Annotated in this window: 18 protein-coding genes and 1 tRNA gene; 13 read left to right on the top strand and 6 right to left on the bottom strand. The window is 71.6% G+C overall.

What is annotated here, in order from left to right; translation table 11 throughout:
• Nucleotides 1–220: 220 nt before the first annotated feature.
• Complete coding sequence (locus ACZ4YL_RS21795; protein WP_468118532.1) at nucleotides 221–955, bottom strand: GOLPH3/VPS74 family protein; 735 nt, start codon at nucleotides 953–955, stop codon at nucleotides 221–223.
• Nucleotides 956–1,141: 186 nt separating this feature from the next.
• Here ACZ4YL_RS21795 and ACZ4YL_RS21790 point away from each other — a divergent pair, with 186 nt between their 5' ends.
• From ACZ4YL_RS21790 to ACZ4YL_RS21775, 4 genes are all read left to right on the top strand, one after another.
• Nucleotides 1,142–3,745: a D-alanyl-D-alanine carboxypeptidase family protein gene (locus ACZ4YL_RS21790; RefSeq protein ID WP_468118530.1), complete on the top strand. Its 2,604-nt coding sequence runs from the start codon at nucleotides 1,142–1,144 to the stop codon at nucleotides 3,743–3,745.
• A gap of 104 nt (nucleotides 3,746–3,849) precedes the next feature.
• Nucleotides 3,850–5,835, top strand: a complete 1,986-nt coding sequence (locus ACZ4YL_RS21785; protein WP_468118529.1) for an MFS transporter — start codon at nucleotides 3,850–3,852, stop codon at nucleotides 5,833–5,835.
• A gap of 112 nt (nucleotides 5,836–5,947) precedes the next feature.
• On the top strand, nucleotides 5,948–6,151 hold the full coding sequence (locus ACZ4YL_RS21780) for a hypothetical protein (RefSeq protein ID WP_468118527.1): 204 nt from the start codon (nucleotides 5,948–5,950) through the stop codon (nucleotides 6,149–6,151).
• Nucleotides 6,152–6,318: 167 nt separating this feature from the next.
• The gene (locus ACZ4YL_RS21775; protein WP_468118526.1) at nucleotides 6,319–7,665 is read left to right on the top strand and encodes an ATP-binding protein; all 1,347 of its coding nucleotides are present in this window, start codon (nucleotides 6,319–6,321) and stop codon (nucleotides 7,663–7,665) included.
• Here the strand turns inward: ACZ4YL_RS21775 and ACZ4YL_RS21770 are convergent.
• Together ACZ4YL_RS21770 and ACZ4YL_RS21765 are read right to left on the bottom strand one after the other, a co-directional pair.
• Nucleotides 7,568–8,410, bottom strand: a complete 843-nt coding sequence (locus tag ACZ4YL_RS21770) for a nitroreductase/quinone reductase family protein (RefSeq protein ID WP_468118524.1) — start codon at nucleotides 8,408–8,410, stop codon at nucleotides 7,568–7,570. The two genes, ACZ4YL_RS21775 and ACZ4YL_RS21770, sit on opposite strands and share 98 nt — an antisense overlap.
• A 233-nt stretch (nucleotides 8,411–8,643) precedes the next feature.
• Nucleotides 8,644–8,716: transfer RNA gene (locus tag ACZ4YL_RS21765), tRNA-Arg, on the bottom strand.
• Between the two features lie 308 nt (nucleotides 8,717–9,024).
• On the opposite strand from ACZ4YL_RS21765, the gene ACZ4YL_RS21760 reads away from it, so the two are divergent.
• The 3 genes from ACZ4YL_RS21760 to ACZ4YL_RS21750 all read left to right on the top strand — a co-directional run bounded on the left by ACZ4YL_RS21760 (nucleotide 9,025) and on the right by ACZ4YL_RS21750 (nucleotide 12,360).
• Nucleotides 9,025–9,726 (top strand): ATP-binding cassette domain-containing protein, encoded by a 702-nt coding sequence (locus ACZ4YL_RS21760; protein ID WP_468118522.1) that lies wholly within the window; start codon nucleotides 9,025–9,027, stop codon nucleotides 9,724–9,726.
• Nucleotides 9,717–11,396, top strand: coding sequence for a DUF6297 family protein (locus ACZ4YL_RS21755; protein ID WP_468118520.1), 1,680 nt, complete (start codon nucleotides 9,717–9,719; stop codon nucleotides 11,394–11,396). The genes ACZ4YL_RS21760 and ACZ4YL_RS21755 overlap by 10 nt, the downstream gene beginning before the upstream one ends.
• 292 nt (nucleotides 11,397–11,688) lie before the next feature.
• Nucleotides 11,689–12,360 (top strand): contact-dependent growth inhibition system immunity protein, encoded by a 672-nt coding sequence (locus ACZ4YL_RS21750; RefSeq protein WP_468118518.1) that lies wholly within the window; start codon nucleotides 11,689–11,691, stop codon nucleotides 12,358–12,360.
• Between the two features lie 88 nt (nucleotides 12,361–12,448).
• Here ACZ4YL_RS21750 and ACZ4YL_RS21745 read toward each other — a convergent pair whose 3' ends face one another.
• Together ACZ4YL_RS21745 and ACZ4YL_RS21740 are read right to left on the bottom strand one after the other, a co-directional pair.
• The gene (locus ACZ4YL_RS21745; protein WP_468118516.1) at nucleotides 12,449–13,333 is read right to left on the bottom strand and encodes a hypothetical protein; all 885 of its coding nucleotides are present in this window, start codon (nucleotides 13,331–13,333) and stop codon (nucleotides 12,449–12,451) included.
• 250 nt (nucleotides 13,334–13,583) lie between these two features.
• The gene (locus ACZ4YL_RS21740) at nucleotides 13,584–14,486 is read right to left on the bottom strand and encodes an aldo/keto reductase (protein WP_468118595.1); all 903 of its coding nucleotides are present in this window, start codon (nucleotides 14,484–14,486) and stop codon (nucleotides 13,584–13,586) included.
• A 345-nt stretch (nucleotides 14,487–14,831) separates the two neighbouring features.
• Between ACZ4YL_RS21740 and ACZ4YL_RS21735 the strand changes: the two genes are divergently transcribed.
• Nucleotides 14,832–15,818: a quinone oxidoreductase family protein gene (locus ACZ4YL_RS21735; RefSeq protein ID WP_468118514.1), complete on the top strand. Its 987-nt coding sequence runs from the start codon at nucleotides 14,832–14,834 to the stop codon at nucleotides 15,816–15,818.
• A gap of 6 nt (nucleotides 15,819–15,824) precedes the next feature.
• A complete protein-coding gene (locus ACZ4YL_RS21730) occupies nucleotides 15,825–16,181 on the top strand; it encodes an MBL fold metallo-hydrolase (RefSeq protein WP_468118512.1) in 357 nt (118 codons plus the stop codon).
• A gap of 93 nt (nucleotides 16,182–16,274) precedes the next feature.
• On the opposite strand, the gene ACZ4YL_RS21725 is transcribed toward ACZ4YL_RS21730, so the two are convergent.
• The gene (locus tag ACZ4YL_RS21725; protein ID WP_382544816.1) at nucleotides 16,275–16,742 is read right to left on the bottom strand and encodes a MarR family winged helix-turn-helix transcriptional regulator; all 468 of its coding nucleotides are present in this window, start codon (nucleotides 16,740–16,742) and stop codon (nucleotides 16,275–16,277) included.
• A gap of 182 nt (nucleotides 16,743–16,924) precedes the next feature.
• Here ACZ4YL_RS21725 and ACZ4YL_RS21720 point away from each other — a divergent pair, with 182 nt between their 5' ends.
• The 4 genes from ACZ4YL_RS21720 (at nucleotide 16,925) to ACZ4YL_RS21705 (ending at nucleotide 22,264) form a co-directional block, all read left to right on the top strand.
• Nucleotides 16,925–17,362 (top strand): MarR family winged helix-turn-helix transcriptional regulator, encoded by a 438-nt coding sequence (locus tag ACZ4YL_RS21720; protein WP_468118510.1) that lies wholly within the window; start codon nucleotides 16,925–16,927, stop codon nucleotides 17,360–17,362.
• Between the two features lie 106 nt (nucleotides 17,363–17,468).
• Entirely contained in the window at nucleotides 17,469–17,816 is a 348-nt protein-coding gene (locus ACZ4YL_RS21715) for a hypothetical protein (protein WP_468118508.1), read from the top strand.
• Between the two features lie 103 nt (nucleotides 17,817–17,919).
• Entirely contained in the window at nucleotides 17,920–18,648 is a 729-nt protein-coding gene (locus tag ACZ4YL_RS21710; RefSeq protein ID WP_468118506.1) for a 4'-phosphopantetheinyl transferase family protein, read from the top strand.
• A gap of 121 nt (nucleotides 18,649–18,769) precedes the next feature.
• Entirely contained in the window at nucleotides 18,770–22,264 is a 3,495-nt protein-coding gene (locus ACZ4YL_RS21705) for a HelD family protein (RefSeq protein WP_468118504.1), read from the top strand.
• Nucleotides 22,265–22,516 lie beyond the last annotated feature (252 nt).

Below are 22,516 nucleotides of genomic sequence, written 5' to 3'. Positions count from 1 at the left end.
GTACTCGGACAGAGAGCAGAGCCATAAGCACTCTAATCCACCCCCCCCCCCCCCCCCCCCCCCCCCCCCCCCCCCCCCCCCCCCCCCCCCCCCCCGCGCTGGCGGCTCCCGAACCGACCGGGTCCTCGTGGACGTCGGTCGGGGCGGTGGCGTTGCGATGGTGGTGCGATCGAGCGGGTGGAACGGGTGATCGGGTCGAACGGGGGTGGAACGGGGTGGATCAGTGCGCGACCGCGCGGGCCATCGCGCCCGTCCGGCGCGGCTGCAGCGGAACGCTGCTCGCCGTGGCCCGGGCCGGCGGTGCGGGTGCGCGGTCACGGCGTGGCTGTGCGGCCACGCCGTTCTGGACGTCCATCACGGCATGCGCCACGAGTCCGCCCATCGGGTCGTGCCGGATCAGGTCCCGCAGTCGGGACCTGGACGACCGCCCCTCGTTGCCGGGGTACAGGTGCTTGCCGAGTCCGACCGCGTGGGCCAGTGCGGCGAGCGCCGCGGTCCGCGGGTCCGGCGGTACGCCGGTGCGGATCGCACTGTCGAGCCGGGCTCGGATCTCCCGGCTGATCTCCGTGTCCGTCGCCTGGTAGCGAGTCGTCGGAAGCACTCCGCACATCTGTCCCGCGACGGCATGCACCATGCCGCAGCGCTCCAGATGAGCGAGGTAAATCTGACGGAGCCCCAGTCGGGGTCCGCCGATCCAGTGGACGGCCCGTACCGGGCTGCCGCGCCTGCGCAGCAGTTCCAGTGCGGAGTCCAGAGTCGGATCTCCTGTCGGCCGTGGCATCACCACGGCGATACGATCCCCATCAGGGGCTATCCGTCCTGCCAGAGCCAGCTCCACTAGCTGTGCCCCGGCCAGGCCGAGGTCGAGCGACTGCGGCTGCGCCGTGGTACCCGTGGCCGGGTCCAAGGCGAGCAGCAGAAGCTCCTCCGGAATTGTTCTGCGGCTCCTGCCCATCCATGCCTCCCCGCGTGGATGAGTGACAGGGTGACGCCTCTCACATTCATCTGTCGAGAGCGCGTGGCCGCTTTGTGGGGGAACCCGCAGCTATGTCGTTCTCGTCTAGCACGGGGGCGATGCTCCCGAGACGGGACACTGTTAGACATTCGGACAGCCGGACGTGGCGGCGATGGAGGAGGAACGGTGGCGGGCGAGTCCCCCGACAAGTCGGTAGATGAAGGAGCGCCGGGGGCGGCGGAGTCGTCCGCGGAACGTGATCCGAGGCTGTCGGTGTTCCGGCCGCGGGATCCTGAGAGCGGCGGGGCCGCGGCTGCTGCCGGTGCCGGTGCCGGTGCCGGTGTCGACGTCGATGTCCAGGCCGATGCCGATGCCGATGTCGTACCCGAAGCCGAAGCCGAACCCGAAGCCGAAGCCGAAGCCGAAGGCGATGCCGGGGGCGAGTCCGGAGCCGAGTCCGAGGCCGGAGCCGGCGCGCGGGACCCGCTGCGGGACGCGGTGGCGGCATGGGTCGCCTCCGCCGATGACGCCGATGACGCCGATGACGCCGATGGCGCCGACGATGCCGACGGCGAGGCCGCTGCGGGCGAAGCTGAAGATTCCGCTTCGGTGGACGGCAAGGCGAGCACGGACGAGTCCGACGCCGACGGGGCCGGCACGCCGGATGCCCGTACCGAGGCGCCGGACCCCGATTCCAGCTCCGACTCCGATTCTGTTTCCGATACCTCCGCTGCCCCCGATCCGGTCGCCGAGGCGAAGCCCGCGGCCGAGAAGCCGAAGGCGGAGGAGCCTGCCGACAGCGAGCGCACCGCTGTCTTCCGGGCCTTCAAGCCCGCCGAGGCGAAGCCCGCGGCGGAGAAGCCGAAGGTCGAGGAGCCCGCGGACAGCGAGCGCACCGCCGTGTTCCGCGCCTTCAAGACCGATTCCGCTTCGGCTCCCGCCGGGGAGCGGCCGAAGCCTGCGGCCGAGAAGCCGAAGGCCGAGGAGCCCGCGGACAGCGAGCGCACCGCGGTGTTCCGCGCCGTGAAGCCCGCTTCCGCTTCGGCTCCCGCCGCCGAGGCGAAGCCGGCCGCGGCGGCCGAGAAGTCCGTGGACAGCGAGCGCACCGCCGTCTTCCGTGTCCCGAAGGTGGACGCGGCCGAGGCGGAGGCCCCGAAGCCGGCCCCGGCCAAGCCCGCCCCCGCCAGGCCGACCCTGGCCAAGCCGGCCGAGGCCAGGCTCGCCGCCAAGCCCGCCGAGGCCAAGCCGGCCCCGGCCAAGCCCGCCGAGGCCAAGCCGGCCCCGGCCAAGCCCGCCGAGGCCAAGCCGGCCCCCGCCAAGCCCGCCGAGACCAAGCCCGCGGCCGAGTCGCCCAAGGGCAGCACCTTCGTGCCGCTGCGTCCGGAGGGCGTCGCTCCCGCGACCGCGCCGACGCCTGCGGCCGGGCAGCGGCCGAAGGTTCCGGTTCCGCCCGCCGCCGCGCGGTTCGACCACTCCGAGCGGACCACGCAGCAGCCGCTGCCGCCCAAGCCGCCGCTCGACATGCTGGCGGACCTCACGAACAACCCGCCCCCGCCGCCCAGCCCGATGCGTACCGCCATCCGGCGGGTCAAGATCTACGCGCCGCTCGCCGCGCTCCTGTTGGTCATCCTGGCCGTCGTGCAGCTGGTGCGCCCGCTGCCCGAGCCGAAGCTCGTCATGACCGGGAAGTCCTCGTACACCTTCGAGGGCGCCAAGCCCCAGCTGCCGTGGCCCACCGAGGGGCAGGCGTACATGGCGGCCGCCGGTCTCGGCACGCTCGGTCAGTCCGGCGAGCAGAAGCCGGTGCCGATCGCGAGCGTCACCAAGTCGATGACGGCGTACATCATCCTGCGCGACCACCCCATCAAGAAGGGTGAGCAGGGCGAGATGATCGACGTCGACAAGACGGCCGAGACCGAGGGCAAGAAGAACAACTCGACCGACAACGAGTCCACCCTCGACACGGTCACGGAGGGCGACAAGATCTCGGAGTACGACGCGATCGCCGCCCTCATGATCCCGTCGGCCAACAACATCGCGCGGCTGCTCGCGCGCTGGGACTCCGGTTCCCAGGAGGCGTTCGTCAAGAAGATGAACGACACCGCCAAGGAACTCGGCATGACCAACACGACGTACACGGACCCCTCGGGCCTGGACGCGACCACGGTCAGCACCGCCGAGGACCAGGTCAAGCTGGGTCTGAAGCTCGTCGAGATCGAGACGCTGCTCGACATCACCAAGAAGCCCAACTGGGTCGACCCGTACGGCAAGAGCTGGCGGAACTGGAACGGACTGACCGGACCCTCCGGCGCGCTCGGCATCAAGACCGGTACGACGACCAAGGCGGGCGGAAACCTCCTCTTCGCCGCGCAGAAGAAGGTCGGCAACACCAACCAGCTGATCGTCGGAGCCGTCCTCGGCCAGCACAAGCCGTCGATCATCGACACCGTGCTCGCCGCGAGCAAGCAGCTGATGGTCGCCACGCAGAAGGCCCTCGACGGCGCGACCGTCGTGAAGAAGGGCGAGGTCGTGGGCTACGTCGACGACGGTCTTGGCGGCCGGACGCCGGTCGTGGCCACCGCCGACGTGCAGGCGGTCGGCTGGGCCTCGCTGGCCGTGGACATCAAGCTCGCGGACGGCGGGGGCAAGCTGCCGCAGACGGCGAAGGCCGGGACCGAGGTCGGTGTGCTGACCGTCGGCGAGGGTGCCAGCCAGGTCAAGGTGCCGGTGGCGCTGAAGGACGACCTGGCCGCGCCCGGGATCGGCAGCAAGCTGACGCGCGTCGGCTGACATCCGGTGAGAGCGTGGATCCGGCGCCCCGGGCAACCCCGGGGCGCCGGGCCGCGTCTTGGCCCCCGGGAAGTTCGTGTACTCATGGGTTGGGGAGTGCGGCAGTGACCACCGCTGAGCAGCAGGGTCGGCGCCAGGAGGCCATCCCGTCGGCCGACGGCGGTGCTTCCGGCGTGTCCGCGCCCGCCACGACCGCTGCCGGGTCCGCCACGACCGCCGTGGTCGCAGGGTCCGCCGCGCCCGCCGGGTCCGCTGCATCCGCCGCCTCCGCGGGACCTTCCGCGCCCGGAGGCATACGGCCGCCCCGCGGCCCGCTCGGTGCGGTTCTCGACGGGGCCCGGCGCCACCCGGTGGTCGTCGCCACCGTCCTCGCCGGGCTGCTGCACGTCGTGTGGTTCTTCAGCTTTGCCAACAGCGGCGGCGACCTGGCCGCGCAGGACGCCTGGGCCGAGTTCGTCGGCCGCCATCCCGACTCGGCGTACAACCTCGCCTGGTACGGCGGCATGCATCCCGTCTCGTACAGCGTGGTCTCGCCGTACCTCATGCACATGCTCGGCGTCCGGACCACGATGATGATCGCCGGCACCGTCTCGGCGGGGCTGCTCGCGCTGATCCTGACCCGCTGCCGCGGGGCCGTGCGCGAGCCCCTGTGGCCCGCCCTGGCCGGGGTCTACGGGCTGCTCTGCAACGCCCTCTCGGGCCGTGTCACCTTCGGCCTCGGCGTGATGTTCGCGCTCGGCGCCGTCGCCGCCGTGTTCTGCTGGCCCCGCAAGTGGGCGGAGCGGCGCTGGGCCAAGGCTGCGGTCGCGGCTCCGCTGGCCGGTCTCGCGACCGCCGCCAGCCCCGTCGCCGGGCTCTTCCTCGGGGTGATCGCGGCCGCGCTGTTCCTGAGCGGGCGGCGCCCGGGCGCGTACGCGCTGGGGCTGGCCCCGGTGGCCGTGGTGGGGCTGTCGGCGTGGCTGTTCCCGTTCTCCGGAACGCAGCCGATGAAGATCGGCTCGGCGGGGCTGCCGTTCGTGTTCGGTCTGCTGATCCTGTTCCTCGTACCGAGGCGGTGGAAGACCGTCCGGATCGCCTCGGCCGTCTACGCCCTCGGCGTCTTCCTCACCTGGGCGATCGACTCCCAGGTCGGCTCGAACGTCACCCGCCTGGTGATGCTGTTCGGCGGGGCCGCGCTGCTCGCGGCCCTCCCGTACGAGCTTCGGCGCTCGCGGCGCTGGTACGCGGTACTGCTGGCCTTCGTCGGGCTCAACGCCTGGATCACCACCAACAGCGTCACCGACATCGTCCGCACCACCCCGCTGGCCGCCTGGAGCCGGGAGCTGGCCCCGCTCGTCGACCAGCTGCAGAAGGCGGGCGCCGACCGCGGCCGGGTCGAGGTGGTCCCGGCCAGCAGCCACCGCGAGTCCTCCGCCTTCCCCTCGTACGTGAACCTCGCGCGCGGCTGGAACCGGCAGGCCGACCTGGAGCGCAACCCGATCTTCTACGACGACACCCTCACGGCCGACAGCTACCGGGCCTGGCTGGAGCGCTGGGCCGTGCACTACGTGGTGCTGCCCGCCGACAAACCCGACTCGGGCGGCGAGGACGAGGCGAAGCTGGTGCGCGGGGGGCTCCCGTACCTCCAGCAGGTGTGGGGCGACGCGAACTGGCAGCTCTTCAAGGTCCACGAGCCCACCGACCTGGTGGCCGGACCGGCGACCGTGGTGCGGGCGAGCGCCGACCAGCTGGTCGTCGACGTGAAGCAGCCCGGACGGGTGCTGGTGCGGATCCCGCACTCGCCGTGGCTGGGGCTGGTGGACGCGGCGGGCAGGCCCGTACCGCCGCCGCAGGAGACCTTCGCCTCGAAGGCGCGGGGCGGGAGCGGGGAGGGCGGCGCGCTGCGGAAGCAGTACGCGAACACGGCGGGATGTCTCTTCAAGGCCGCTCCGGACGAGACCGGGGACGTGTGGACGGAGCTGCTGGCGCCGGCGCCGGGGGAGTACCGGGTGGCGGCGAAGTACCAGCTGCCGCGGGGTACGCCCTGCCCGGAGGACCTGGTGCACCAGACGCTGGGCCAGCCGAAGCGTCCGGCTCCGCCGCGTCCTTGATCGAGGCTCTTGATCGGAATTCTTTACACATCGGTCCGGGTGCGTTGGTCCGTATATGTGCATACGATCCCAGTAGTCCGATTGGGTGCTTCCCGAAGGAGTTGACGACGGGATGAACAAAGAGCAGAAGCGGGATGTCCGGGCGGCCATCGCGAAGGCGCAGGAGCAGGCACAACCGCCGCGCGTTCCGGGACACGGCTTCAGTGGTCCCGTACGGAGCAAGGTCAAGGGCGGACCGCACACGAAGGCCGCGCTCAAGAGGGCCGGCACTCCGCAGGGCGACCGTATCGGCGAACGCAGCAGTGGCCTGAGCTGACCGTGATGGCACAGCCCTTCCGGCCTGGGCCGGGAGGGCTTCGTGCGCCTTGACGCCGCTGTGGGCCGCGATCCGGGCCGAGTCGACGCGATCCGGCCTGAGCCGGTGCGATCCGGCCGGATCCCGCCGCTCACCCGCCGGGGCTCGCGCATTACCGTGACGTGACCATGAACGACACGCAGCGCGACGAGCGGCTGCGGCCGCGCCCGCGGCTGCCTGCCTGGACCTCGACCCTGACCTGGAAGGCCACGGTCTTCATCACCCTCATGTGCTGCGGACTCGCGGCACTGCTGGGCTGCCTCGTGCACGGCGCCATGACCCGGCAGACCGTGGGCACGGCCCGCGAGAAGGCGCTGACCCGGCTGGAACGGACCGTCGAGGCCTACGAGACCGGCGCGCGCATGCCGCGCGGCGAGGGCATCGACCCGTCGGGCCTGCCCCCGGAACTGCGCGCCCTGGCCGTCGGCGGCAGGCGCGGCACGGCCGTCGGCACCTACCGGGGCCGGCCCGTGATGTGGGCGGCCGGGCCCGCCGCCCACGGCAGCGCGATAGCCGTCTCCGTGGACTTCCGCGGGAGCGAGCGGACCATCGCCGAACTGGACCGGGCCATCCTCGGCTCCTCGGGGCTCGCCATCGCAGGCACCCTCCTCATCGGCGCGTTCGTCGTCACCCGGATCACCCGGCGGCTGCACCTGACCGCGCAGGTGGCCCGCCGGATCAGCGCCGGCGACCTCGACGCGCGCGTCGACGACAGCACGCGCAGCAAGGACGAGGTGGCGGCGGTCTCCCGGGCCCTGGACACCATGGCCTCGTCGCTGCAGTGCAAGCTCGAAGCGGAACAGCGGTTCACGGCGGACGTCGCCCACGAGCTCCGCACCCCGCTGACCGGCCTGAACGCGGCCGCCGAGCTCCTGCCGCCGGGCCGCCCTGCCGAGCTCGTACGGGACCGGGTGCGGGCCATGCGCTCGCTGACCGAGGACCTCCTGGAGATCTCACGGCTGGAGACGCGCAGCGAACGCCTGGAACTGGACTCGCACGACCTCGCCGACCTGGCGGCGCGCACGATCCGCGCCTCGGGCACCGACACGGCCCTGGAGGTGCGCGGCCCGCGCGGACCCCTGCGGGTGGAGACGGACCGGCGGCGCCTGGAGCGGATCCTGGGCAACCTCGTGGCCAACGCGCACCGCCACGGCGCGGCCCCGGTCACGCTCACGGTCGACGGCCGGACCCTGACCGTGACGGACTCGGGCCCCGGCTATCCGGAGTACCTGCTGACCAGCGGCCCGCAGCGGTTCCGTACGGAGGGCACGAACAAGGGCCACGGGCTGGGCCTGACCATCGCGGCCGGCCAGGCCCGGGTCCTCGGCGCCACCCTCGCCTTCCGCAACCGGGAGGCGGGCGGCGCCGAGGCCCGCGTCACGCTTCCAGGGCCCGCAGTACCGGGAGCAACTGCGTTTCCTCGCCGTCGAGATGAGCTTCCAGTTCCCGGCTCATCCGCGCCACCCGCTCGCTGAACCCGGCACCGGGCGCGTCCAGGGCCCGTACCAACTCCTCCTGGAGCTGCGCGATGACGCGGTGCTCGGCGCCGATCCGGCGGAAGAACTCCCGCATGTGCGGATGCTGTTGCTCCAGGTACGGGAAGAGGCCGGAGTCCTCGCTCCGGTGGTGGAACTCCAGCGAATGGCAGAACGCGAGGCAGTGCTGGCGCAGTTGCAGCCCGAGCGAGGCCGCCCCGGCGCCCCGCGGCTCCTCGCGCGCGAGTTTCCGTACGAGGTCCAGCTGCGCCCGCAGCCAGCCGTGCACGTCGAGCAGCTTCCCGGCGATCCCGCCCTCCTGGGCAGGGACCTCGTGCGTGCGCTGGAGCGCGACGACGGGGATCACCCGCCGGGTGCGCTCCTGGTACTCCCCGTAGCCGGGCTCCGCGCGGACGATCCGCGCGAACAGCTCGTCCCGCCGCGCCCCTTGGGCGGGGACGGCGACGGCCTCGTACGTCTCCGTCCCGGTCTCGACCTCCACGAGGGGCCGCGCGAGCAGATTGTGGTACCAGGCGGGATGCCGGTCGGCCCCGGCGGCGGACGCGACGACGAACAGCTCCCCGCCGCCGCCCTCGCGGGCGAGCCCGAGCGGAACGGTGTGCGGCTTCCCGGACCTGGCGCCGGTGGTGGTGAGCAGGATCAGCTCGGAACCTTCGAAGGGCCCGCCGACCTGGCCGGCGTTCGCCCTGAATTCTTCGATGACGGTGTGATTGAACGATGACACGGAGTGTGGACTTCCTCACGGTGTGTGCGTGCGTGCGACGGCAGCGAAACAACCGAGGGAGATCACCCGTAGCCGGTGGCGTACATGCCCATGGGCCCGGTCCTTCAACAGCAGGTGCCTGCCCAACCACCGCCCGGCCCACGTCTCAGTAGGCGGCGTCACGCGACACATGCGCCATGTAACCACAACGCGAAGAGGCCCCGCGATCGATATCGACCGCGGGGCCTCGTCCGTGCCCTCGGCAGGATTCGAACCTGCGACACCGGCTTTAGGAGAGCCGTGCTCTATCCCCTGAGCTACGAAGGCGGGGCGGGCCCTGCGCGGAGCCTGGTGGAGCACTCTGTGCGAGTGTCCGGGCGGCCTCTGCAAAGGTCCTGGGCTGCCGCGAGGGCAACCCAGGGACAGCGTAGCGGATCAGGCAGAGGCTCCGCGGCTCAGTTCTCGGGGGACCGGGTGAGGCCTTCTGCGGTCTCGGCGTCCGCGTCGGCGTAGGTGGCGAGAACCGGCCCGGCACCATATGACGCTGAACCGCCTCGGTATCTTCGTGCGTGATGAATTTATTCTGGCGGAGACAGCCCGGTGGCTCTGGGCCGCGAGTGGGGAAGGCACCGGACATGCCGAGTCCGGATCTCCTGCGGGCCGGCGGCGTCCACGTCGGATACGACGGCCAGGCCGTGCTTGAGGACGTGAACCTGGCACTGGGGCCGGGCCGTTGCCTGGCCCTGGCGGGCGCCAACGGATCCGGGAAATCGACGCTGTTGCGTGTCTGTGTCGGCCGGCAGCAACCGGACCGGGGTGACGTGCGCTTCGCCGACGCCCCGCCGCGTGAAGTGGACGTGGCCTTCCGCCGCGACGTCGCGCTACTGCTCGACGGGGCCGACTGCTTCCCGGATCTGACGGTCGCCGAACATGTGCGCATGGTCGCCACTGCCCACGGCCTCGGCGCGGACGCAGGTCCGGCAGCGGCCCAGGTCCTGGCGGAACTAGGGCTGGCGGAGCAGCTCGATGCCTTCCCCGGCACCTTGTCGGCGGGACAGCGACAGATGCTCATGCTGGCCTCGGTCCTGGTACGACCTGCACGTCTGATCGTCGTGGACGAGCCCGAACAGCGGCTGGACGTACGGGCCCGGCGCAGGCTTGCGGCCGCGCTGGGGGCCGCGAAGGAGAGGGGCACAGCCATCCTGCTGGCCTCCCACGACCGCGGGGTCGTGGACGCGGTCGCCGACCAGGTACTGCTGCTCGATCGGGGCCGCACAGCCGCTCTCGGAACGCCCGCCGAGGTGACCGCCCAGTCGGCGGCGTGGCCATGGCGGTGACCGCACGCAGCGCAGGCGGTCTGCACAACGCCGCCGATCCGGCGGCCGCCACGGCCGAGGCGATCGCAGGAATGACGGCGGCCCGGCGCGAGCGTGGCTCGGGAAGGCTGCGCTTCGACGACGTATGGACCTGGGCGTGTGCTGCCATCGCGATCGCCGTCATGCTCGCCGGCCTGATACAGACGGCACCGGTCGTAGGACACTCCCTCGGCTGGTCCGGCGGCGCGACGGCCCGTGCCGTGCAAGTCGGCGCCAACCTGCTGCTGTGGGCCGGGGAACTGGCGGTGTGCACAAGGCTCGGGCCGGTACTGCTCGCCGCCTCCGAGATCACCTGGCTGCTACCGCTGCCTGGTGACCGCGGACGACTCCTGCGGCCCCGCTTGACGCGCGCCGTGGCCGCTGCCTCACTCGCGGGACTGCTCATCGGCACCCTCATGGCTGCCCTTGCGCTCCTGCTCGAAGGACAACCGAGGCTCACCGTGCTCCCCGTGGCCCTCAGCGCGCATGTGGCACTGGCCTGTCTGGCCGTGGCCGTGGGAGCACTGGCAGAGGCCCGCCCTGCCCTGGCCCCACGGGCCCGGGCCCTGGGCATCTGTCTCGCCGTGGCCGGCGGCGCGGTCGTCACCGCGGGCCCGTCCGTGCCCGCGCTGACGGCGACGGCCGCGTTCTGCGGACCGTGGGGCTGGTCGGGGTGGGCGACGGTGGCGGCATCCCATAGCGACGCGACCACCTGGGCGACGGCGCTCGGTGTGCTCGTGGTCTGTACGGCCGCCGCACTGCGGGCGGCCTTCGAAGTGGCGGGGAGCATCCCTACCACCGAACTGCTGAGCCGGGGCGGGACGAGCCGGCAGGCCGCGCAAGGTGCGGCCCTGCTGGACCTGCGCGCACTGACGCTGGTGATGCAGTCGGCCGCACGTGCCGGACGGCGGCGCCCACGGCTGCGTCTGCCGCTGCCTCGATCGCGCTGGGCGGTGGGGCCGTGGCGGGACGCCATCGTCTTCCTGCGCCACCCCGGCCGCTCGGCCGCGGCCCTCGCAGTGCTGGCCGCCGGCGTCGCCCAGCTCCAGCTGGTCACCCACTGGATGAGAGACACCCCGCACGGCCCGGTCGGGCCGCTGGCGGCCACTGCGCTGGGCCTGTTCCTGGTCGTGCCCCCCTATCTGGCCGCAGTCGCCCTGGCCGAACCGGCCTATCAGGACACCGACCGGCCGCGGCGGACGCTGGTGCTGCCCGTCTCTCCCGCCGCCCTGGCCGTCGGTCACCTGGTGATACCCGGCCTGCTGCTCTGGGCGGCGGCGGCCGCCGCCCGGTCGGCCGCTCTCCTGCCGGGCACCCCCACCGGAACGCTCACCGCCTATGCGGTGACGCTGCTCGTCGCGGGGCCGGCGCTTGTGGCAACAGCGCTGGTCGGAGCCTACCGGGGCGCGCCCCGGTACGACCTCCTGGCGCTCTCGCTCGACTGGTACGCCGCCCTGCCGTTCCTGCTGTGGCGACTGGCCCCCGCCCTGGCCGCAGGGTTCGTGACCGCCCCCTGGCTCTGGCACAGCGTGGCCGGACCGTCCGCCGGTCCGGATGCCTCCGCCGTACTGTGGCTCGCCGCCCGGTCGGCTGTGGTGATCGCCTGGGCGGTCCGCCGGATCACCCGTCAGGCACGCGACCTGCACACGTGAGGAGGCCGCCGGCCTCGCGTCGGCCGTTCTGCAACCGGGAGACGGTCACACCGGAGTTGGGAAGCGATCTTCGAAGCGGTCAGACGTGACTGGCCAGGCGAACTCGTGAACATCCCTTGGCTCCTCCTCACCACACTCGGACTGGCCGGCGTGCCGCACGGCCGGCGACGACGGCGCCCCTCTGGGCCACTGGCACCTGGAACAAGATGGCTGCGTGCCTCCAGGACGGGAGGCTTCACGCTTGACCGGGCACAGGACGTCCGAGTCTCATGTCCCATTCCACGGTTCGAGAGTGAGGCATGAACAGGTGACACCGTCGAACGATCGTTTCCGTGAGCTGCGCCGGCTGCTGCGCTCTTATCAAGTGACCGGCTACGTCTTCGATGACACGGAGGACCGCAGCGGAGCTGCGCTCAGTGCCTACCTCAGGCAAGCCGCACTCGATCCCGCGCGTGCAGCCGAGGCGGCAGCGGAAATCGACGATCTCCTAGAGACCGGCCTGTTCAATGACGAGATCGCGGATGACGTCGATCTCTTGCCTCACATCCGCCCTCCCCGCGGGGGGACGGTGGAGGGATGCCTTGCCGTTATCGGCGGGCACCTCCGGCGGTTCCTTGCAGAGCCGGTTTCACCCTCTCAGTTGCCTCCTCAGACCGCATGGGAATGGAGAGAGCGATTTCCTGAACTCTCGCACCTGATGGCAGCGTACTTCCATCAAGATTTCTCGCTGGAGTACTCCTCGCACGGAGAGGCTCTGGACGACTATGTTTCAGGCGCTGAGGAGAGTGACCTCTGGCAGGTGGCGGGCGAGATTGAGGATTTCCTGATCCTCAATGAATCGGATCAACTGCTCAATAAGTCGGCGGCTACGCTGGGGCTCAGTATTCTCCCGCCGCAGGGTGTGCGGCTGCGTCAATGGCTGACGGATGTGCGGGGGATCGTGCTCCACCGATCCCAGGGATGAGTAGCGGGTAGTGGGCAGGGCTTGGTGCTCGACGTTTTCGTCGATCACCAGGCCTTGTGGGGTGATTCGGCCGTGGGCCGTGCGGCTGCTACGGGCCCAGGTAGGACATGAGCAGGTCCGGGCCTGTTTTGCGCAGATGGGGGAAGACGAGCACTGCCGCGATGGCCGCGGGGATCAGGGACCACGGGGACTCCACTCCGATCTTCGCCCCGTACCAGGTGCCGGCCCAGCCGACCGCACCGATCACCAGCAGGGCGCACACCAGGTGGAGGGTCTCTCGGAGCGCTGCTCGGTCCGCCACCGGCTCCAAGTCCTTGAGATCTTCCTCCGGAAGCAGGGCGCCGAGCCGGCCGGAGGCGTAGTTGTCCGTCACGCTGAGAAGCAGTCGTGCCAGTTCCTTCGCGCCTTCGACCGGATCCGTGTCCAGGCGGAGCTCTGCCTGTCGAAGCGCGGCCACGACCAGGCGCGCATGGAGCCTGAGTTGCTTTCTGCGGGGTGAGGAGCGCGGTGCCGAACCGAACCGGCTCGGGCCGCGCAGGAGGGACCGTTCTGATCTGCGAAGAGTCCTCGACACCGCGTCCACATGCGCAATGCGTGAAGCCGGCGGGGCGGTCACCAGTGCGGCACAGCTCCGTATCGCACGGATGGCGAAGGTCAGCGGGGCGAACTGCCGCAGGCAGCGCAGGTTGCCACGGGCGAAGTAGGTGACCCAGACCCTCCATGCGAAGGGGGCCGTGTACAGGGCTACGAAGGCATAGGGCCCCCAGAGTGGCCACTCGCCAGGTTGGAGCTGACTGATGAAGAACACCATCAGGCCGACCAGGGTCGTAGTGGCGGTGAAATACACGATGACGCCGACCTGATTGGCGCTCACCGCCGCGAAGACGCGCCTTCTGATGACAGCGCGCACGGCCGGGGGCACGGCAGGCGTCGAGGTGACGCTCTGCAGGTCCTGGGACAGGGTGGCGGTCAACGTGGCAATGCGCTGGTGAAGGCGCGGCCAGTTGACTCGGGCCGTTCCCCGCAGCATCCACCACTCGAATCGTCCGCGTTTTAAGACCACTTGGCCCCCAGCCCGCCTCGCCGTGCGACTTCCTCAGCGTGACACCTCCCCCGCCCTGCGGGCGGTGGCGTTGCCGACCTGTGACAGCTTCGGCACGGCAGCCGCGCGGCTGGGGCCGCCCCGCGCCTGCTCCTTGATCTGCCGCAGCTCCGCCGGCCGGTCAGCGGCTGCCGACCGCCGCAGGCAGGCCGGCCAGTTCCGCCAAGACCTCGGCCGGGAGGGTGACCGCGCCGGCCGCGACGTTCTCCTCAAGGTACTTCGGGGTCTTGGTGCCGGGCAGCGCCAGCACCCCGGGGCCCTGGGCCAGCACCCAGGCGATGGCCAGCTGGGGCACGGTGATCCCCAGGCGGGCCGCGATCCTGCCGGTGGTCTCGGTGATCGCCTGGTTGGCGGCGATGGCGTCCGGCTGGAACCGGGGGATCCCGCGGCGGGCGTCGACGCGCGGCAGGTCCTCGACCGTGGTGATCCGGCCGGAGAGGAAGCCGCGGCCCAGCGGGGCGAAGGCGATGAAGGTGATGCCCTGTTCCGCGCAGTACGGGACGACGCCCCCGGTGGCGTCCGGGCTCCACAGGGAGAGCTCGGACTGGACCGAGGTGACGGGGTGGATCGCGTGGGCGCGGGAGATCTCGTCGACGGAGGCCTCGGAGAGGCCGATGGCCTTGGTCAGGCCGGCCTCGACGAGTTCGGTCATGGCGCCCCAGCTCTCCTCCACGGGGACGGCCGGGTCGACGCGGTGGAGCTGGTACAGGTCCACATGGTCGGTCCCGAGCCGCAGCAGGCTCGCCTCGCACGCGGCGCGCAGGTGCTCCGGGCGGCCGTTGCGGTGGGTGCGGCGGGCTCCGTCGACGATCAGACCGCCCTTGGTGGCGAGCACGACCTCGCCGCGGCGGTCGCGCAGCGCCTTCCCGACGAGCCGCTCGTTCGTGAACGGGCCGTACTGGTCGGCGGTGTCGAAGAAGCGGACTCCCATGTCGATGGCCTGGTGGATGACCCGCACCGACCTCGCGTCGTCCCATCCCTCCTGGTCATAGCCCCAGGACATGCCCATGCAGCCCAGTCCCACCCGACCCACGGAAGGCCCTTCGGTTCCCAAGTTGATGGTGTGCACAGGGGCCTCCAAGGGGCTTGTTGCCAGTGGTGGATGCTGATTCACATCGGATCGGAAGTTATCTCAGATGTCTGAGACTAGTGTGAGTTCTACCATGCGTTGCATCCGATGTGACCTGTGGCGATGCCCTCAGTAGGTCAACAGGGCGTGTCGTTCACATGGTTGATCAAATCCCTTGACGGTGGGGTCGTTGGCGCATAGCGTCCTGCTTCGTGTCAGAGCTCTGACATTCATTCGAGGTCGAAGGTTCATCTCCTCGACCTCATCCCTCGCACCATCGTTCTCCCACCGGAGGTGGCCATGCGCGCCGCACGTTTCGCCGAATTCGGCGACCACAATGTCCTGACCGTCGTCCACGACGCTCCCGAGCCCGAGGCGGCCCCCGGCCGCGTGGTCATCCAGGTCAGCCACGCGGGTGTGAACTTCGCCGAAGTGATGTTCCGCCGCGGCCAGTTCCCCGTCGGCCTGCCGCACGTGCCCGGCCTGGAGGCCGTCGGCACCGTCCGCTCCGTGGGCGAGGGCGTGACCGGCCTGCGTCCCGGCCAGCGGGTCGCCGCGCTCACCCTCGACGGCGGCGGCAACGCCGAGTTCGTCTCGGCCCGCGCCGACCTGACCGTACCGCTGGAGGATGAGCTCGCCGAGCTGCCGTCCGCCCTGGCGGCGGCCGCCCTGTGCAACGGCGCGACCGCCTGGGGCGTCGTGCACGCCGCCGGCCGCGTCGAGCGGGGCGACACCGTGCTCGTCCTGGCCGCGGCCGGCGGCGTGGGCACCGCGGCGGCCCAGCTCGCCCGGGCGGCCGGCGCCGCCCGCGTCATCGGCGCGACCAGCTCGCCGGAAAAGGCGGCGCAGGCCCTGGAGTTCGGCTACGACGCGGTCGTCACGTACGACCGGCTGGAGGAGGAGGTCCGGCGGCTGACCGACGGCGCCGGGGTCGACGTCGTCCTCGACTCCATCGGCGGCGACATCCGCGGCACGGCCAACGGGCTGCTCGCGACGCTCGGCCGGCACGTCATCTTCGGCGACGCGGCCGCCCAGGACACCTCCTACCAGGCCAACCACGTCTGGTTCACCGGCACCGCCCTGGTGGGCTACAACCTCGGCGGCCTGGCCAACAGCCGCCCCGGGGTCCTCGGCGACCACCTGCGCAGCGCCCTGCGCGCGGTGGCCGACGGCTCGGTCCGCATCGAGGTCACCGAGCTGCCGCTGGCGGACGTGGCCAAGGCCCACGAGCTGCTGGAGTCGCGCGCCTCCGTCGGCAAGTACGTCGTAGCCGTCGACGGCCGGTGACGTGACGTGCTCGTCCTCGGATTTCCGGCCGGCTCCTTCGGTACGAACTGCTACGTGCTGGCGGCGGGCCCCGACGGCCCGTGCGTCGTCGTGGACCCGGGGCAGGACGCGACCGCCTCGGTACGCTCAGCCCTGGGGCAGCGCGGCCTCCAGCTGGAGGCGGTCCTGCTGACCCACGGGCACATGGACCACACCTGGTCCGTGGCGCCGCTGTGCGAGGAGCTCGGCGCGCCCGCGTACATCCACCCCTTGGACCGGGAGATGCTGGTCCAACCCGAGGCGGGGCTGCCCGCGGACTTCCCGGCGGCCGCGCTGCGGGGCTTCCCGCGCTCGGAGCCCGAGCTGGTGCGGTCACAGCACTAGGTCCGGCCTGTCGGCGATGGGGACTCCGGCCTTCCCGGCGCGGCCCCGGCCCTTGCCGGGCCGGGGCCGGACCCCTGGATCTCCGCCGGAAGGTTACGGGGTTTCCTCTTCTGTCAGAGCGGTGATGCACCGTTCCAGAAGGTCCCGCAACTGCTTCTGCTCATCGGCCGACAAGGCATTGGAAAGCTTTGCTTCCACCTTGCGGGCGACGGTGTCGGCTTTCTTGACAAGAGCACGTCCGGCCGGCGTCAACTTGGTGACGAGCACCTTCTGATGAAGGTCGGAAGTCTGTCGCTCGATCAAGCGCTTCGATTCGAGATTGGCCAGCACCGTGGCCATGCTCTGAGGCGTTACGAGGCAGACGCGCGCCAGTTGTGCACCAGACATGCCCGGCGAATAGGAGAGCGCCATCAGCGCCGCATACTGCGGAACTGTCAGGCCGAGATCGCGGAGCGCTCTGCTCTTCTCGCCGATCAAAGCCTGTTCGGCACGCTTGATGACGTGTCCTACCCGAGCAGCCACTTCCTGTTCGAATTCGGCCACTCTGGACGACCGGCTCATGCCGCTCCTTTGATTTACAGAGACGGGTTATCCCCCGCTGAGGCGTATGTAAATGTGCCTAGCCAAGCCTCATGACAACGCTACCATGCATCTTATAGAAGGCAATATCCTGTTCAGTGACAGGGTTCTGTTAAATGCAAGTGAGAGCCCTCATGCACACAAGGGCCCCGTAGGATGCCGCAATGACCTCCATGCCCGTCGAGGAGCGCATCGGCTCCCACATCAAGCGCGCCGAACAGGCGCTCCTCGCGGCCAAGAACGATGCCGTGAAGCAGGCCGCAGTAACGGTTCCGCAGTACACCGCACTGCTCTGGCTCTCCGAGAAGCCCGGCATCTCCGCGGCCGGACTCGCCCGCCTGTGCGGGGTGACGCCGCCGACCATGAACACCGTGCTGAAGAACCTCCAGGAGCGCGGGCTCATCCGGCGGACCCCGCACGAGCTGCACGGCAACGTGCTGGAGACCCGGCTCACGGACGAGGGACGCGCCGTGATGGAGCTGGCGGACCAGGGGGCCGTGGCCGTGGAGCGTTCGCTCGCGCAGGAGTTCACGGGGGAGGAGCGGGAGCTGCTCATCCGGTTGCTCGTCCGGTGCGCGCAGCGGCTCGACGCGCGGATGTGAGCCCGGAGCTGAGGGCCGGTGGGGCCGGCGCCGTGCTGGCGCTGCTGCTGATGACGCCCGCGGCGAGTGCCTTCTCGGCGCACGGACGTTCCGGCCCGGCGCCAAGGTGACGCCCACGGCCGTGGTGCGGGGGTACGGCCAGCCCCTGACCTCGCCCGGCTTCACCGGCCGGCCCGTCATGCGCGGGGCCAAGGCGACCGTGACGGCGACGGCGACGACCCGCTGCGCTGCCGCGCCAGGGCTGTACGAGGTCCGCCGGGTGGGCAGCGACGAGGCCTGGGCCCGCTACCGGGTGGCCCCGATCGATGACGTGGACCGCACCTCCTGTCAGGACGGAGCGGCGGGATCGGCCGCGGGGCGGGCGCCCTGGCTCGTCGGCGGCGTGGCAGCCGTACTGGGTGCCGCCGGCCCGGGGGCCTGCGTTCTGGCCCGCCGCCGCGGCTCGCCCCGGTGACACCCGGGTCGTCGCGCGTGCGCGTCCGAGGCGCCTTCGGCGTCCGCGCCCCCGACCGGCCGCCCATCGGGCCCCTCGTACGGCCCTTGGATAGGATTGCCGGATGACCACACCCGCCCGCCTCAGCTCCGCCGTGCTGCGGCTCGACCGGCCGGTCGGGGCGCAGCGGCTGCCCGCTCGCGGCGAGGCGCTGGTGCGGTTCGTGGACGCCGGGACGCAGGCCCCTTTCGCGGAACGCCTCGCCCCCGACGTGCTCGACGCGGCCGAGCGCCGGCGGGCCGACCGGTTCGCGCGCCCCCAGGACCGCGGCTCCTATCTCGTCGCGCACGTCGCGCTGAGGCTGCTGCTGGGCGCCCTGCTCGACACCGCGCCGCGCGATCTGGTGATGACCCGCGACGCCTGCCCCGAGTGCGGCGGCCCGGACGGGCGGCCGGCCCTCGTGGGCGGCCGTGCCCAATTCTCCCTGTCGCACAGCCGCGATGCGGTCTTCGTGGCCTGCGCGTCCACGCCGGTCGGGGTGGACGTGGAGGCCCTGCCGGCGCCGCGGGTGGTGGCGCAGAGCGAGGACTTCTTCCACCCCGACGAGACCGCCGAACTCGCCGCGCTCCCCGAGGCCGGCCGCCCTGCGGCGTTCGCCCGCCTGTGGACCCGCAAGGAGGCTCATCTCAAGGGCACCGGAGCGGGACTGGGGCACGGCGGCCACCGGACCTACCTGGGGACGGGCCCGGCCGCCGATTCCGTCCGCCCGCACTGGTCCCTCAGCGACCTGCCGGCCCCCGAGGGCTACGCCGCCGCCCTCGCGCTGCGCGCCCCCTCCGCGCATTGGCGCTGAGGCTCGGAACCAGAACTCATGTACTGAGTGTCCGTCACCACCCACTCTCTGATAGTTGTTTCAGCGGGGTACGGGCGCAGGCCCGTAGCGGTGCCTCTGCGGCGCCGCAGGGAGGACGCACATGAGCACCACCACTCGGGGCGAGGACCTCGCCGTCGAGCAGCGGGCCGTCGACCACGCGTACGACTGCTACATCGCGCGCCTGGCCGAGATGAGCGGAACGTCGGCGGCCACGGCCTCCGCGAGCGGCAAGGACGGGATCGCCAACCGGATCGAGGCGGAGGCGCGCGCCGCCTCGTACGGCGGACTCGGTGACGAGGCCTTGGTGTTCGCCCGGGTCGACGCGCCGGAGCAGCCCGGCACGGCACCCCGCCCCTGGTACGTCGGACGGCGGGTCGTGTGGGACGCCTCGAACGAGCCGGTGGTCCTGCAGTGGACCAGCCCCCTGGCCAGGAAGTGGCTGGACGCCCGGCCCGAGAGCCCCGGTGAAGTGACGCTGCGGCGCCAACTGCGCTGCGTCCAGCGGATCGTGGAGGGCTATTTCGACGACATCGCCCCGCCGGCCGCCGCCGCCCGGGCACCGGAACCCGAGAGCGCTCCCGTACCCGCGACCGCCCCCGTACCCGCGACCGCTCCCGCTCCCGTACCCGCGACCGTGCCGGAGCCCCGGCCGTCGTCCCCGGCCACCCCTGGCGACATCGTCCGCCGCCAGCGCCGCAAGACGCTCCAGCCGGACGACTTCCTGCTGCGCGAGCTCCAGCGGTCGCGCAGCGGCCGCATGCGCGACATCGTCGAGACGATCCGCCGCGACCAGATGGAGCTGGTCACCGGTTCTCCGTCCGACATCCTCGTCGTGCAGGGAGGCCCGGGCACCGGCAAGTCCGCGGTCGGTCTGCACCGCGTGACCTGGCTCGTCAACAACGACCACTTCAAGGCCCAGGACATCCTGGTGATCGGCCCCCACCAGCGGTTCCTGGAGTACGTCGGCCAGGTCCTGCCCACGCTCGGCACCCGGGACGTCAACGCCGTCCAGCTGAACCGCCTGTGGGACGGCGAGATACTCGGCGCCGACTCCCCGCAGGCGCGACGCGTGAAGTCCGACGAGCGCATGGCGGCCGTCCTGCGCCGCCGCGTGGAGAACGACTACCGCCCCGAAGCCCTCGACGACCTCGTCGTCGCGCCCTCCTTCGAAGGCGACGAGCCCGCGATCGTCGTCCCCGCCGGCAGTACGACGCTGCGCGTACCACGGTCCGAGGTCCTCGCCCTCCTCGACCAGGCGCACGAGGGCGACAGCCCCTACCGGGAGCGCCGCGACCGGTTCCGGGGCCTGCTCGTCGACCGTCTCCTGCAAGAGCTCTCCGACATCGCACCCCGGCGCGGGCAGGCCGGTACGATCCGCCGCGACCTGGAGCGCAACCGCCGGGTAGAGCGCCTCATCGAACGCGTCTGGCCGTCCCCGGGCGCCAGGGAGGCCCTGCGCACCCTCTACGACTCGCCCGACGTCCTGCACGCCTGCGCCGACGGGATTCTCGCCGAGGGGGAGCAGGCGGCCCTGCTCAGGCCCCGGGCCGCCAGCGCCGACGCCGATCCCTGGACCCTCGACGACCACGTGTGCCTCGAAGAGCTCCGGGTCCTCATCAGCGGGGAGACCCCGAGCCGCTACGGGCACATCGTCGCCGACGAGGCACAGGACCTCACGCCCATGCAGGCCCGTGCCCTGCGGCGGCGCTGCGCCGTGGGTGGCTCCATGACCGTCCTGGGCGACCTCGCGCAGGCGACGGGGCCGCACATCCCGGCGAGCTGGGACCTGCTCGGCACGGTCCTCTCCGACCACGGCGACTGGCGGGTGGCCGAGCTCAACACCAGCTATCGCGTGCCCGCCGAGATCATGGAGTTCGTCGCCCCCCTCGCCCGGGAGATCGCACCGGACCTGCCCTACCCGCAGGCCGTGCGCGAGGCGGGCGAGGACGCCGTACGGACGGTGGAGACCGAGCCGTGGAAGCTCCTGGACGACACCGTCGCGCACGTGACGCGCCTCGTGGGCACCAGCGACGGGAACACCCTCCGTTCCGTGGCCGTCATCGTCCCCGACGACTCGGACTGGCTCGACGCGATCAGCCGCCGGATCGACGGGGGCGGGGACATCGGCGACCGGCACCGCGCCGCCGTGTCCGTCCTGGCCGCCGCCCAGGCCAAGGGCATGGAGTACGACCACGTCCTGGTCATCGAGCCCGCCACCATCGCCGACCGCGGTCCCGCGGGCCTGCGACAGCTGTACGTGGCCCTGACCCGCAGCACCCAGAGCCTGACCGTCCTGCACACCTCCCCGCTGCCGGACGTGCTCACGAGCCCCGGGACCGGCTCCGGAGCGCCGGCCGCCGAGGCCACGGTCGAGGCGGAGACGGAGGCACAGGTGGAGGCACAGGTGGAGGCGGAGGCGGCGGCCGCGACCCGGCTTCCCCGGATCGGGGCCGACGTACGGGTCGAGGTCGTGGACCAGGCCCCCGGCGGCCGCTACAAGGTCAAGGCCCTCACCCCCGGCTTCGACCGTCCCCTGGTCCTCACCGTCCGGCACGGATCCGTTCCCCCGCGACGTGGCGACAAGCTGGACTGCTGGGTGTTCGCCAACGAGACGAACCAGACGGTCCTCACCTCCGACCAGCGGGGCCGGTCGTCCGTCTCGCCGAGGATGGCGGGCCGCTACCTCGCGGCGCTGGACGTGCTCCGCGAGCTGACCGAGAACGTTGGGGACGTCCCCGACGCCCGCGGCAGGCTCTCCGAGCTGCAGGGGATGGCCAACCGCGTCCTTCGCAGGGACCAGGCCGACTGGGTCGATGTGCTGCACCTGTTCGGCTCTCCCGACAGGGACAGGCTGGGCGTTCTGCGCGACCTCGCCGCGAGCGCCAACCGCGCGCTCAAGGAAGGCACCCTGGACACCGGCCGGCTCCGGGAACACCTGACGGCCTCGGGCTGGACGGACACCCTGGCCGAGGCGCGCCGGGCGCTCCAGGACCGCTTCACCGCCGACCCGGACCCAGACCCGGTACCGGACCCGGACCCGGCCCCCGACGACGAGACCACCGAAGCCGCCGCCTCCCCCGCCCCCGCCCCACCGCAGCCCGAGCAGAAGGACGTAGAGCAGATGATCCTCGCGGAAGACGTGGAAGACACGGCTGCGCCGGCTTCGGCCACCAAGGAAGGCTTCCTGCGCGCGCTGGAGGCGTCGGCCCAAGCCGACCGGACGTGCAAGAAGCACGAGGCGGTCCGCCACGCCCTGAAGTCGGACCTCCTCTGGGCCGACCTCCAGCCGACCGATTCGCCGGTCGTCGACGTCAGCTGCGTCACCGGGCAAGGACTCTTCCTCTACGAGGCGTTGGGCGCCGGCCGCTCGGCGTACGCGGACCTCCGCTCGGGCGCCACCCGCCTGCTGGAGATCAACCACACCCTGCCCACGCGGGCCGACGGCCTCTATCTGGTCCTCTCCGAACCCCCGGCCGAGGACTGGTCCGCGGACACCGTCCGCGATGTCTTCGGAGTCCACGTCATCTGGCGAAGCCCCGAAGGATGGGGCGGCAAGGACACGGACACCGCGCTGGGACAGCACCCGCAGAGCTGACGAGGAGCTGACCGGACCGTGCCCACCGGCTACGACCTGCTCACCGTCGACGCCCTCGCCCCCGAGACCATGGCCGCCGCGCTGGCCCGGTGCTTCGGGGTGGGGGGGGGGGGGGGGGGGGGGGGGGGGGGGGGGAGAAAAAAAAAAAAAAAAAAAAAAAAAAAAAAAAAAAAAAACACCCCCACCCCCCCCCGCCCCCGCCCCCACACCGCGAGCACACACCCAATACCCCACCCCCCCCCCAACCACAAC

The sequence above is a fragment of the Streptomyces sp. NPDC030021 genome, assembly GCF_055574035.1.
Note: the sequence above shows the minus strand (reverse complement) of the source record. Positions and strands in the feature narration are given on the sequence as shown.

Bases quoted from the DNA above. Each gene is read 5' to 3' on its own strand.
- ACZ4YL_RS21780 (WP_468118527.1), top strand. From the start codon at position 5,948: ATGAACAAAGAGCAGAAGCGGGATGTCCGGGCGGCCATCGCGAAGGCG.
- ACZ4YL_RS21735 (WP_468118514.1), top strand. From the start codon at position 14,832: ATGCGCGCCGCACGTTTCGCCGAATTCGGCGACCACAATGTCCTGACC.
- ACZ4YL_RS21775 (WP_468118526.1), top strand. From the start codon at position 6,319: ATGAACGACACGCAGCGCGACGAGCGGCTGCGGCCGCGCCCGCGGCTG.
- ACZ4YL_RS21710 (WP_468118506.1), top strand. From the start codon at position 17,920: ATGACCACACCCGCCCGCCTCAGCTCCGCCGTGCTGCGGCTCGACCGG.
- ACZ4YL_RS21705 (WP_468118504.1), top strand. From the start codon at position 18,770: ATGAGCACCACCACTCGGGGCGAGGACCTCGCCGTCGAGCAGCGGGCC.
- ACZ4YL_RS21760 (WP_468118522.1), top strand. From the start codon at position 9,025: ATGCCGAGTCCGGATCTCCTGCGGGCCGGCGGCGTCCACGTCGGATAC.
- ACZ4YL_RS21795 (WP_468118532.1), bottom strand. From the start codon at position 955: ATGGGCAGGAGCCGCAGAACAATTCCGGAGGAGCTTCTGCTGCTCGCC.
- ACZ4YL_RS21755 (WP_468118520.1), top strand. From the start codon at position 9,717: ATGGCGGTGACCGCACGCAGCGCAGGCGGTCTGCACAACGCCGCCGAT.
- ACZ4YL_RS21720 (WP_468118510.1), top strand. From the start codon at position 16,925: ATGACCTCCATGCCCGTCGAGGAGCGCATCGGCTCCCACATCAAGCGC.
- ACZ4YL_RS21725 (WP_382544816.1), bottom strand. From the start codon at position 16,742: ATGAGCCGGTCGTCCAGAGTGGCCGAATTCGAACAGGAAGTGGCTGCT.